12 protein-coding genes are annotated in these 12,073 nt (G+C 58.1%); 7 read left to right on the plus strand and 5 right to left on the minus strand.

Annotated elements, in window-relative coordinates; all coding sequences use genetic code 11:
* Positions 1–160 precede the first annotated feature (160 nt).
* From D1012_RS17590 to D1012_RS17605, 4 genes are all read left to right on the plus strand, one after another.
* Positions 161–643, plus strand: coding sequence for a MarR family winged helix-turn-helix transcriptional regulator (locus D1012_RS17590; RefSeq protein ID WP_233517165.1), 483 nt, complete (start codon positions 161–163; stop codon positions 641–643).
* 136 nt (positions 644–779) lie between these two features.
* Positions 780–1,304, plus strand: a complete 525-nt coding sequence (locus D1012_RS17595; protein WP_118155387.1) for a helix-turn-helix domain-containing protein — start codon at positions 780–782, stop codon at positions 1,302–1,304.
* Position 1,305: 1 nt separating this feature from the next.
* A complete protein-coding gene (locus D1012_RS17600) occupies positions 1,306–2,013 on the plus strand; it encodes an autoinducer binding domain-containing protein (protein WP_233517166.1) in 708 nt (235 codons plus the stop codon).
* Between the two features lie 105 nt (positions 2,014–2,118).
* Complete coding sequence (locus tag D1012_RS17605; RefSeq protein ID WP_118155391.1) at positions 2,119–2,994, plus strand: acyl-homoserine-lactone synthase; 876 nt, start codon at positions 2,119–2,121, stop codon at positions 2,992–2,994.
* A 192-nt stretch (positions 2,995–3,186) separates the two neighbouring features.
* Here the strand turns inward: D1012_RS17605 and arsJ are convergent, their stop codons facing one another.
* The 3 genes from arsJ to D1012_RS17620 are packed head-to-tail and all read right to left on the minus strand — an operon-like array spanning position 3,187 to position 6,325.
* Positions 3,187–4,458 carry an organoarsenical effux MFS transporter ArsJ gene (arsJ, locus tag D1012_RS17610; RefSeq protein ID WP_147335732.1) on the minus strand — a complete coding sequence of 424 codons (1,272 nt, stop codon included), beginning with the start codon at positions 4,456–4,458 and terminating at the stop codon, positions 3,187–3,189.
* A complete protein-coding gene (locus D1012_RS17615) occupies positions 4,455–5,465 on the minus strand; it encodes an ArsJ-associated glyceraldehyde-3-phosphate dehydrogenase (protein ID WP_118155393.1) in 1,011 nt (336 codons plus the stop codon). The genes arsJ and D1012_RS17615 overlap by 4 nt, the downstream gene beginning before the upstream one ends.
* A 5-nt stretch (positions 5,466–5,470) precedes the next feature.
* Positions 5,471–6,325, minus strand: a complete 855-nt coding sequence (locus D1012_RS17620) for a metalloregulator ArsR/SmtB family transcription factor (protein ID WP_118155395.1) — start codon at positions 6,323–6,325, stop codon at positions 5,471–5,473.
* 322 nt (positions 6,326–6,647) lie between these two features.
* Here D1012_RS17620 and D1012_RS17625 point away from each other — a divergent pair, with 322 nt between their 5' ends.
* From D1012_RS17625 to D1012_RS17635, 3 genes are all read left to right on the plus strand, one after another.
* Positions 6,648–7,268, plus strand: coding sequence for a phage tail protein (locus D1012_RS17625; protein ID WP_233517167.1), 621 nt, complete (start codon positions 6,648–6,650; stop codon positions 7,266–7,268).
* A gap of 81 nt (positions 7,269–7,349) precedes the next feature.
* Entirely contained in the window at positions 7,350–7,970 is a 621-nt protein-coding gene (locus tag D1012_RS17630; protein ID WP_118155399.1) for a phage tail protein, read from the plus strand.
* A gap of 61 nt (positions 7,971–8,031) precedes the next feature.
* On the plus strand, positions 8,032–8,643 hold the full coding sequence (locus tag D1012_RS17635; RefSeq protein WP_118155525.1) for a phage tail protein: 612 nt from the start codon (positions 8,032–8,034) through the stop codon (positions 8,641–8,643).
* Positions 8,644–8,820: 177 nt separating this feature from the next.
* Here D1012_RS17635 and D1012_RS17640 read toward each other — a convergent pair whose 3' ends face one another.
* Together D1012_RS17640 and D1012_RS17645 are read right to left on the minus strand one after the other, a co-directional pair.
* Entirely contained in the window at positions 8,821–10,470 is a 1,650-nt protein-coding gene (locus D1012_RS17640; protein ID WP_147335733.1) for a hypothetical protein, read from the minus strand.
* Between the two features lie 138 nt (positions 10,471–10,608).
* Positions 10,609–12,057, minus strand: coding sequence for a GspE/PulE family protein (locus D1012_RS17645; protein ID WP_158569384.1), 1,449 nt, complete (start codon positions 12,055–12,057; stop codon positions 10,609–10,611).
* Positions 12,058–12,073: the final 16 nt, after the last annotated feature.

Here is a 12,073-nt window from a genome sequence, read left to right on the forward strand (position 1 = left end):
TATTCCTGAGAATCAGGCTAGCTCATCTTGTTTGCGTTTGCAAATATTTCATTTACATGTTTTGTGGTGGAAAGCTTTTGGCCCGCTTAGGTGCAAATTCCGTTTGCCTCGACGGGGGGCGATGGGCGATACAACTCTTGCAAGCGAAAGATTTGCGAACATGCAGAAACCGACGCGGCACATGCGTATTGTCCCCTTGGCCGAGGATGCCATGCCCTACAGGTTTACCGAGTCTGTCCCATATCTGCTCAACCGTGCGGGCGTGTCGGTGGCCGAACGCTTTACCCGCCGGCTTGAGGAGTATGAAGTCAGTCTGCCGATGTATCGTGTTCTGGCTGTCCTGCGCCAAACCGGCACGCATACCCTTGGCGAACTGTCTGCGATGGTTTCGGTCGAAATGTCCACACTGTCGCGGTTGATCGGCGCGATGGCCAAGCGCGATCTGGTCACGCGTGACAGGCCCCAGGACAATGCCCGGATCGTGCTGATCGACCTGACGGACGGGGGCAGGGCGATGGCCGACAAGCTGATGCCGATTGCCACACATTTCGAGGATACGCTGGTATCAAACCTTGATCCCGCCCAGGTCGAGACGCTGAAATCGCTGCTGCGGCAGGTGAATCAGCAAGTGGAAAAGCTGTAGCCCTCCGTCTGATCCGGTGCATCCGCTTTGCTGAGCACCCACCGGTGACGCCCGGACCTGTCCAGATTATGTGATAGATACCGCAACTCTGGCCAGGTTGCCTTGCGAATTTACCACAGCCCGCAACGGACACTCGATGAAACAGCACATGGAGTTCGTTGATGGCAATCATCCATTGGTTGATCCTTTCCAAGGTGCTATAAGCCTTAAAGAGGAGCAGTTTTTTATGGTGTCGAGCAGTATGAACAATGTGGATTCTTTTATCGGACGCCGAATGCGGCAGTTTCGATGGCTTCGTGGTATCAGTCAGGCTGATATTGCCCAAAGCTTGGGTGTCGAGCCCGAACAGATAAATGCCTTCGAAACCGGCACAGCACGGGTCGCGGCGGCACAGTTGTTTCAGATCGCCGAAGCTATGGATGTTCCGGTCACCGCATTTTTTGACGGTATGGACGTTTCAACCCAAGCTGGGCAAACCGACCCACGAAAGGGCCTGAGCCCGCGTGAGATCCAGATGCTGTCCCACTTCACGCGGATGTCGGACCGGCAGCAAGATACTGTGCTGAGCATGGCACAATCTTTGGCGGACCAACGGCACCGGACAGCGAAACCGATGCGCGCTTCCAATGTCTTTTGGCCAGAAGAGGCAAGAGAGGGCTAGGGTGAGTGCAGACCTGATCGATCTTGGCAGCGAATCCCGTCAGGCGGATAGCTTCGTCACGTTCCTTGATCAGATCTGCGAACGCTTTGAGCTTGATCATGCGGCCTATGCGGGCACCAACCCGGTTTCGGGCGCAGTCCATGGCTATGTAAACTATCCCGAGCCATGGAAGCGCCATTATGCCGAAAATGGCCTGCATCGGATTGACCCCACGCTGCTTGTCGCCAGCCGGTCGATCGCGCCGGTTGACTGGCAACGGCTGGAGCGCACTCCGGGTTTTGACAAGACCTTTCGTGATGCCTGTGATTTCGGCATCACGGACCGTGGGTTGACCATTCCCGTGCGTGGACCCTATGGCGATATTGGCATGCTCAGCGTGACGCGCGATTGCAGCATTGCAGAATGGAACAAGCTGTCGGCCCATATCCTGCCGGATCTGCAATCGGTGGCGGTGCATGTCCATGACACTGTGATGCGGTCAGATGCGCTGTCACGTGCCCTGCGGTATCCAACCCTGTCCACGCGCGAGCGTGAGATTTTGCAATGGATCGCGGCAGGCAAGTCGCAGCAGGATGTCGGTGACATTCTTGGCATTTCGCACCGCACGGTAGAGGTGCATCTGCGGTCAGGGCGTGAAAAGCTGTATGCTCTGACCACACCGCAAGCGGTGGGCCGTGCCATCATGCTGGGGCTGATCTACCCTCTTTAGGGTCAGATGGCGAAGATTTTACGGGATTCCCCTCATAGTCTTACCCATACCCCGCAGGCTAACCTGACATGTAGAAAAGACCACACATGTCAGGGAACAACGAAAATGATCATAGTGATTGATGCGCTGAACAAAGATCGTTTTGGCGATCTCCTGGACGAAATGTTTCAGCTGCGCGCAAGGGTATTCGGCGACCGTCTGGGATGGGAAGTCGAGATCGTGAACGGGCGCGAGATTGACCAGTTTGACAGGCTGGACCCGGCCTATGTCATCGGGCTGGATAATGAAGGCCATGTCGTCTCGTGCGTGCGTGCGCTTCAGACCACCGGCCCGCATATGCTGTCCGATGTGTTTCAGGTGTTGCTGGATGGTGAGCCGCCGCTGCGCAGCGCAACTTTGTGGGAATCAACCCGCTTTTGCGTCGATACCCAGCGGCTGTGCCGCGATGGCAATACGATGAAGGCGGTGTCGCTGGCGACCTGCGAGCTGATGATCGGTTCGCTGGAATATGCCCGCCGATCGGGGATTTCCGACATCATCACCGTGATCGACCCGGTGGTGAACCGTGTGCTGAAGCGGTCGGACAACGCGCCATATGACTACGTCGGCTCTACCAAGCAGATGGGCAAGGTTCCGGCGATGGCTGCGCTGCTGGATTGCACCGAAGAACGCATCAACCGTGTCCGCGCTTTTGCCGGGATCGACCACGATGTTTTTGCATCGGATGAGTCGGTGCGCGCATTGCTGGATGCCCGCAACGCGGCCATGGACACGGTGACCGCAGGTGGGGTGGAGTGGATGGCCATCCTGTCTGAAATGGAAGAGCCGGAACTGCCGGTTCTGCCCGAGGACATTCAGGATTACTGCCGCGCCCAGATCGAAAACGCTCCGAACGAGGCGGAACGCGCGGCTGCCTTGCGTCTGGTCGAAGTTCTGGTGCGCCAACGCATCCACCCGGCAATGCACCAGCTGGTGTCTTAACCCGATCGCTTGGGGCTGGTTGACGTGATTTGGCAATCGCTGTGATTGCCAGCATGTCTTTGGGTGCAGACTGATCCTGGCCGGTTTTCGGCAGGTTTAAGTGATGGGCTGCGTCTGCCGCGCACAGGCCAAGGATGGCGGGCGTGGCTGTTGCCAAGCCCGCCGCCGTTGTCGTGACCGTCACTCTGATGCTCACACGGAGCTAAGCCGTCGTGCAGCCAGCCAACTGGCCAGTGCCATGATGCCTGCGGTGGTAAGGCAAAGAGGAAGGCCACCGATCTGATAGCTGAGGCCGGAGAGGAGTGTGCCGATCAGTCGGCCCGCAGCATTCGCCATGTAGTAAAATCCCACGTCCCGCGTGATCCGTTCGGCCGAACCGAAGGCCAGAATCAAGTAGGAATGGACAGAGGAGTTTACCGCAAAGATAAAGCCGAACAGAAGCAGTCCGCCGATCAGCGTCGCTGTTAGCCAAGGAGCAGGTCCAGCCGCCACCCACGCAGCTGCTGCGAGAACGAAAGGGATCGGCACCAGAAGCCCCGCCCAGAAGATCGCTTTGCGGGTGGTTTCGGCTTCGGGTTGGCCCTTTGCACCCAAAAGCCGGGGGGCAAAGGCCTGCACCGCACCATAGGCGATAATCCAGAGCGCGAGGAAACTGCCGATCAGAAAGAATGCCTCGCGGCGCCCCTCGGCACTACCGTCCGACAGCACTGACTGGAAATAGACCGGGATGCCCACGACAAACCACACATCGCGTGCGCCGAACAGGAACATGCGGGCTAGGCTCAGCCGGTTCACCCGCGTATCTTTTGACCGCCAGCCTCCCCACGCCTCTTCTGATTTCAGGCGGCCGGGAAGTCCGGCAGGCAGGAACAGGACAACCGCAATCAGGATCACGGCGAGCACCCCGGCCATGCCCCAGACCGCTGACTCGAACCCGGCCAATGCCAGCAGGACTGCGCCTAGGAAAAATCCAAGTCCCTTGACCGCATTCTTTGAGCCTGTAAGCAGCGCAACCCAGCGGAAGAGGCCACCGTCTTCTTTCGGAGCCAGGAGCTTTACCGCGGATTTTGAGGACATCTTGGCCAGATCCTTGGCCACGCCCGACACCCCCTGAACCCCCATCACAAAGGCCACCGAGGCCGCGACACCCCAGGACGGATCAAGCTGCGCCAGTGCCACCAGCGCCCCGATCTGCAAGGCCAGCCCGCCGTATAGCGTGGCCGCCAGCCCAAAACGTGCGGCCAGCCACCCGGCAGCTAGGTTCGTGACGATCCCGGCCACTTCGTAAAGCAGAAACAGCCATGCCAGTTGCACGGGCGTAAAGCCCAGGCTGTTGAAATGCAGAAGCACCAGCATCCTGAGCGCGCCGTCTGACAGCATGAAAGCCCAATAGGCTGCGGTGACAGCCGCATAGGCCCGCAGCGGGTTGGGCGGCGGGCTGGTGTGTTGCGCGGCGATGGTCACAGCGCCTCCGCCACCATTCGCGTGATGTCAGCAAGGCGGCAGGAATAGCCCCATTCGTTATCATACCACGCGTAAATCTTTACCTGCGTTCCGTTGGTCACCATGGTGGACGGCCCATCGACGATGGCAGAGCGTGAATCGTTGATGAAATCGCAGGACACAAGCGGGCGGGTCTCGAACCCGAGAATACCCTGCAACGGACCATCGGCAGCGGCGGCAAAGAGCGCATTCACCTCACTGGCTGTGGTTGCCCGCTCCACCTCGAACACGCAATCGGTGAGGGAGGCGTTCAGCAGAGGCACACGTACCGCATGGCCATTCAACCGGCCTGCAAGTTCCGGGTAGATCAGGGTTATCGCCGTTGCGCTGCCGGTTGTGGTCGGGATCAGGTTCATCAGGGCAGAACGCGCGCGGCGCATGTCCTTGGCCGGGCGATCCACGATGGTCTGGGTGTTTGTGACATCATGGATCGTGGTGATGGACCCGTGGCGTATGCCAAGTGACTCATGGATCACCTTGACCACCGGGGCGAGGCAGTTGGTGGTACACGAAGCGGCGGTGACAAGGTTCTGCGAGCCGTCATAAAGGTGATGGTTCACCCCATAAACAAGGTTAAGCGCGCCGCCATCCTTCACCGGGGCAGAAACGACCACCTTTTGCACCCCGGCGGCATAGTAAGGCGCGACCTTTGCGGCGGTCTTGAAGACGCCGGTGCAGTCGATGACCAGATCCACGCCCAAGGATTTAAGCGGCAACGCATCGATGGTTTTCTCATGCGTCAGGCGGACGGACTGGCCGTTCAGAACCAGCGCCCCATCGTAATGGCTGACAGGCGTGCGCCAGCGACCGTGGACCGAGTCGAACTCCATCAGCAGCGCATGCTGTTCGGCATCGCCGACAGGATCGTTGATCAGGACGATTTCACCACCCGCGCCTGTGTCGATCAGGTCGCGCAGCACCAGTTTTCCGATCCGGCCAAGGCCGTTGAGGGCAATGCGAGGGCTCATGCGGATCAGGCCTTTGCTTGTGCGTCGGTGCCGATGGCATCCACGCTGGATTGGAGAGACATCCGGCTGAGGCCTTCGAAGGGAAGTGCAACAAATGCCGCGATCCGGCGGCGCAGCGTGGCATAGGTCTGGGCAAAGACCAGCGCCTTTTCAGCATCGGTGCCGGTGGCTTTCACCGGGTCTGGCAGGCCCCAATGGCCGGTGATCGGCTGGCCCGGCCATGGCGGGCATTCCTCTGCCGCCGCCGTGTCGCAGACGGTGAACACGAAATCCATGACGATGGAATCGGGCTGCTGAAATTCGGAGATGTGCTTTGAGCGCAGGCCGGACGTGTCGTGGCCATTGCGCTTGAGGACTTCCAGCGCAAAAGGGTTCAGCTCGGTGTTGGGGCGTGTTCCGGCGGAAAAGGCCTGAAACTTGCCCTTGCCCAGATCGCGCAAGAGCGCTTCGGCAAAGACCGAGCGGGCAGAGTTGCCCGAGCAGATGAACAGCACGTCAAAATCTGTGTCGCGATGGGGGGCGGTCATCGGTGCGGTATCCTTTTGAGGAGAGAGCAATGTGGCAAGGAGATCAGGCCGCGCGCGGCCCACGTCGAGGGCGAGATAGCCGATCAGCCCCTCGGTCGACTCGATATCGACCGAGTAGAAAAGCGACCGGCCCCGGCGCGTGACCGCGACAAGGCCCGAGGCCGTCAGATCAGACAGGTGGTGTGACAAAGTGTTTTGCTTCAGGCCAAGCGCGTCGGCGATCTCGGTCGGACGCACGCCTTGCGGGGCAAAGCGCATCAGCAGGCGAAAGACAGCGAGCCGGCCGGGATGACCGAGTGTGGCGAAAGCATGAGCAGCGCGATTTTGTTCCATTATTCCTGATTAAAGGAATTGTTTTCGCGCGTCCAATGAAGGTTTCATGACGGCTGAGATCAGGCCGTTCCTTGCATGGGTGCAGATCGGTGCGCCAATATCCAGCTGGACCCTTGGCCCAGGTGCCATATCGCGGCTGTGATCCTCAATGGCATCAGGGTCAGGTGTGGCCCCCCCAGATGAAATGCTAGGCAACTCAAGCGTGTATGGTTTTTCCTGTTGGACAGTTTGCAAAAGATACAATGATATCTTTTGCATTTGGAAAGCTTTCAGATGATAGTCCGCTCACCGAATGTTGATGTCAAAATTTGGGAGATATCCAATGGCTTCCTTGTGCTGCAAACTGGCCCTTAACACTTTAAAAGCTGGTGTTTTTTTGTCTATGGGCACGTTTGCTTTGCCCGCTCATGCCGATACGCCTTATATCGGCGAAATTCGTGTCTTTGGTTTTAACTTCTGTCCCTACGGGTGGTTGCCAGCCCAAGGTCAGGTCATTTCGATCAGCCAGAACACCGCGCTGTTTTCTCTGCTGGGCACAACTTATGGTGGCGACGGCGTAACAACTTTTGAACTCGTTGATACACAAGGCAGAAGCATTATGGGGCAGGGGGCTGGCAACGGCCTTACGCCAAGGTTCTGGGGCGATGAGGGGGGGCAGGTTGCGGTCACTCTGACAACGAACAACCTGCCATCCCATACGCATTTGGTGAACGCGAATAACCTTGATGGTGATATGCATGACCCCGCAGGCAAGTTGTTGGCTGCGGCACCCAGTGGCGGCTCCGGATCAGAAACGATCTACTCTGTTCAGCCCGCGACCGTCAACATGGCATCGTCGATGATCAGCGGCGCGGGGGCAGGGCAGCCCATCAGTGTGAGTGATCCGTCTTTGGCCATCACAATTTGTATCGCGACCGAAGGGATCTACCCTTCCCGTCCCTGATATTGCTTTGCCGCAGTCCCTTGTGAATAGGCCGATGCGGGGTCGCACGGTCAGACACATTAGAAATTTACGGAGACAGTCATGAAACTTGTAAACACGATGGGAAAGGCTGGCCTTTGTGCGCTGACCCTGATCGGAGCGGCGGCATTGCCGCAAGTGGCCAAGGCGGCTGATGAGCCATTTGTCGGTGAAGTCATGTTGGTTGCCTTTGATTTTTGCCCGCGGGACTTCCTTCCGGCGGATGGCAGGCTTCTTAGCATCAGTCAGAATCAAGCGCTTTTCGCTTTGTACGGAACAACTTATGGCGGGAACGGTCAGACCACCTTTGGCATTCCCGACATGCGGGGGCGCATTTTGATTGGTCCGGGAACAGGGCCAGGTCTGCCCACTGTTGCCTTGGGCCAAGCCTCCGGAAGTGCGACGCAGACGATGACGGTAAACACTATGCCTGCGCACAGCCATATTGTGCGTGCCAACAATCTTGATGGTGACAAACCAGGACCGGGCGGCAAACTTCTGGCTGCCGCACCTGCTGGCGGCACCGGGAATGAAACAATCTATTCCACGGCGGCGCCAAACGTGACGATGAACCCGAGCATGATCGCACCAGCAGGGAGCGGGGTGGCATTCAGTACGCAAGACCCGACACTTGGCCTGACGCACTGCATTGCTCAGTTCGGCATCTTCCCAAGCCGGCCATAAGGGCCAGCAGTCTCAGATCTGGCCTTTCGGCCGAAACCCAGTTTGGATGTCGGAGAATTTTATGACACACTCACCCAAGGCAACTGTGCTTGCACTCAATGCGATTGCGCTTTCCCTTGTTATTTCGGCTGTTCCGCAACGTGCCGCAGCCGGGGATTTGCCATTCATTGGCGAGATCCTGCGCGTTCCCTATAACTTCTGCCCAACCGGAACGTTCGATGCGAACGGACAACTGGTTTCAATCAACAACTATATTGCTCTCTATGCTTTGATCGGAACAACTTACGGGGGCGACGGTCAGGTAAGCTTTGCCGTTCCTGATTTGCGGGGGCGCGCTCCGATCGGCACGAGTAATTCCGTCGTGTTTTTGGGGCAGAAGAGTGGGCAAGAGCAGGTGACGTTAAACGCCAGCCAGATGGCGGCGCACAGTCATACTGTAAACGCCACCAATGCGGACGGCAATTTGCCAGGTCCGGGCAACAAGCTGTTGGCCGCTGCCCCCCCTGGCGGTGTGGGGCAGGAAACGATCTATTCCGACCAGCCCGCCACCGTTACCATGTCGCCCACGATGATCAGCCCTACCGGTGGCGGTCAGGCATTTCCGACTCTCGACCCGTATGTTGTGATCCGGTATTGCATTGTTTATCAAGGACTTTTTCCGTCGCGCCCCTAAGTCTGTCTATGCCACGGCGCGGTTCTTGTCGCGCCGTGGCAGCTAAGTTCCCGGTTATACCGGGTTAAACCGAGCCCATCCCGTCACCTTGGTCTGGCGACAGCCGTTATGATCGTTGGCCGGGCTTGTGCTTGGGCATAGCACGTGCTTGGTCCGGCCAACGTTTTCGCGATGTTTTCAGCGTGGAACAATGGTGGGTGCATCCGGATAGCTGACGCATAGTCCATCGGTCCCCGCCGTTACGCAACTTGCGTTCAGAATGCCCCAGACGAAATCAATCTGGGTGGCTGAAACCGAGGGTCCGCCATTCTGATAGAACCAGGACATCAAGGGTGCGCCCATGACCACTTCGCCATAGCCAAGGACACTGGGCCGCCAGGATGCACCGACGCCTTGCATGCCCGCCGATCCATTGGCATCAACCGAGGCTTGGGCATGGCAGGTCAGGCACGACGCCGTATTGACAAAACCACCTTCGGTAACCGTAGCGCCCATGCCTGTCGGCACGCCACCGGCAGTGACGAAGCTCGATTGCGTCCCTTTCAGCCGGTAATTCATCCAGGCCGGATCATCGACCGTTATCACGCGCGGATCGCTGTCAACCGAAGCGCTGGCGATACCCAGTGCAGAGAACATCTCTGCAAGAGAGGGTGTGATCTGTTCACCCGTGATTGCCGGATCGTAGACTTGCCCGGTCAGGAACAATGGGTCATTGCCGGATGTCTTGTCATTGTTCAGTTCCATCATGGGCGGAACGAAGCTTGATCCGAAATCTGCACCTGGTTGAGCGGTGCCGTTCGCCTGATAGCCGAAACTGTCATTGCAACCGATGTAATCGCACCGCCCCCGGTTTGCGACATGTTCCATCGCATACCAGTGCCAGACCGGCAGATCTTTGGAAGCATTCGTCATCGCGACCATGTAGTAATAGCCCGGCACGCTGCCGGCACTGCCATCACCTTCGATCCAGACCGTCAGATAGGGAAACTCGGGATTGTTTGGTGGGTCTATTGTGGTTCCATCCGGCGCTGTGGCCGTAATCAGCTCCTGATCAAGCATGATGTCCTGATGCAGAAAGTCTGCTTTGACCATGACGGCATCAATCGGGAACCTGACTTCCAGCGCGTGGGCGTTTGCGATATCGCCTGCATTCAGAGCAGCGTTCTGCGCGCGATTGCGCGCACCAAAGCCTTCGCGGGTATAGAGGTCGTTGCGGTAGATGTAGTCGATCATGGGCTTGTTTCTGAACACCAGTTCCAGTTCCAGATCGCGCAGCAGGCGGCCGGGGTCGATTTGATCATCCAGCAGCATGCCGCGATGGTTGACGGCTGACCCGCCCGGCATTCCGTTTGGTATTGCTGGCAACGGGCTGGGCACCGTGTAATCAGCGCGATAGACCGGGCAACCCGGCGTCGGGGTCGCCGCGGGATCAATCGCCGCATTGGGATCACAGCATCCGGTTGTCACTGTCGCGGTACACAGTGGCAATGGGGATGCTGGCCAGATTGTCTGGTCGATTCCCCAATTCCACCATTCCTGCGTGATCGCTTCGCCAAACTGGACCCATGCAAATGCATCCGGGCAAGCCGAAGCCGCCGATCCGGCGTTTGCCCCTATGATCGAAGGCTGTCCGTCGGTCACGCCAACCTGACAGGCGCTGTCATCCTGCACAAAACTGCGAAAGAGCATCATTTTCTGCAGCCCGTTGGGGGCCGTTTGCTCGGTCTGAGCAAAAGCACCAAGCGGGGAAACAAAATTTGCGGCAAGGAAAGAAAGGCTGAAAGCGTGGAGCAGTATTTTCACTTTTTGTCCCTCATGTAATGCCAAGTCCGTATGGTACGAGAGCACGCGAATAAACTTTCGCGATACCAAAATTGATATCACACAACTATAAGTTTTGTCACGGAAACGTTATTTAAAAATGAAATGTCAATTCAACGCGTGTGACCATGAAGGGGGCTGTCTTTACGCTCCTGTTCCAGCGGTGAAGTCCAATCTGTCGGCGATCAAGGTGCGTTTTCCGACGCCGGTCTGATTGCAGGCATCGCATCCGGTTCCGCCACAGGTCGTGCAATTGACCAATCGCAGCTCCTGTGCCAGCACGCCCCGCAAGACATCGCGCAGAAGAAATTCGGAAACACCAAGATCGGTCAGCCGGTTTACAGCCCCGGCAGCGCTGTTGGTATGCAGAGTTGACAGCACAAGGCGGCCAACTTGTGCGGCACGGACTGCGATTTCGGCTGTCTCTGCGTCGCGGATCTCACCGACCATGATGATGTTCGGATCATGCCTCAACACACTGCGCAGCACCGTCGCAAAGGTCAGGCCAACCTCTTCCTGCACCTGAATCTGCTGCATTCCGGCCAGTTGGTATTCGACCGGATCTTCGACAGTAATAATCTTGCGGCCGGGCGTATTCAGATGTGACAACGCTGTGTAAAGCGTGGTGGTCTTACCCGATCCGGTCGGACCGGTAACCAAAAACAAGCCGCTGGGGCGGTTCAGAATGCCCTTGATCCACGCCACGATGTCTGGGTCAAATCCCAGTTGCGCCCAGCCAAGACGCAGCGCTTTTGGGTCGAGCACACGTGCGACGATGCTTTCTCCCGCATGGGTGGGCAAGGAAGAGAAGCGGAAATCGACACGGCGCCCTGCGATAATGGCTTGCAGTCGTCCATCTTGGGGCAGGCGCCGTTCGGCCACGTTCAGCCCCGCCATCACCTTGAGACGTGCAACCACCGAGCCGGGCGTCAGTTGCGGCGGTACGGGTTGCGGCACCAATACGCCATGCAGGCGATAGCGCAGACCGAGCACGCCATCGGTCGCCTCGACATGGATGTCAGACGCTTGTGCCAGTACCGCATCAGACAACATATCCTGCACAAAGCGGATCACCGGCCCGTCAAATTCGGCCCGCCGCAGGTCTTCGCTGTCGCGGTCTGTCTGCGCCACCCCTGTCTCATCATGACCGGACTTGTCGGTGGCGCGCGTCAGCAAAGCGCGCACTTCGGCACTGGTCGCGGCAACAACGCTGACACTTTTGTCCAACAGAAAGCCAATCTCTGCCGAAGTGCCCTGATCCAGCGGGTCGGCCATGGCCAGCAGAACGCCGGGCCCTTCGTGCTCCAGAGGCACCGCCATATGCGCCAATAGGTAATCGGGCGTCAGTGTGCTGATCGCGGCGGTCTCTGCGGTGTGTCGGTCGGGGGAAAGCATCGGTATGTCGTGCAGTTTCGACAGCGCCGTGAGCAACGCGTCTTCTTCGACCAACCCCAGCTTGAGCAGGATACGATCAATTCTGCCGCCTTCGCGGGCAGCCAAAGCCTGTGCGCGGGCCAAACCCTCGGCATTGGCGACATTCGCTGAAAGCAGGGCATCAACAAGACCCTGTTCGCTGTCAGATCTGGCAACCATTGCTATACTTCTCCGC

The organism is Pseudotabrizicola alkalilacus (genome assembly GCF_003443995.1).
Lineage (GTDB): Bacteria > Pseudomonadota > Alphaproteobacteria > Rhodobacterales > Rhodobacteraceae > Pseudotabrizicola > Pseudotabrizicola alkalilacus.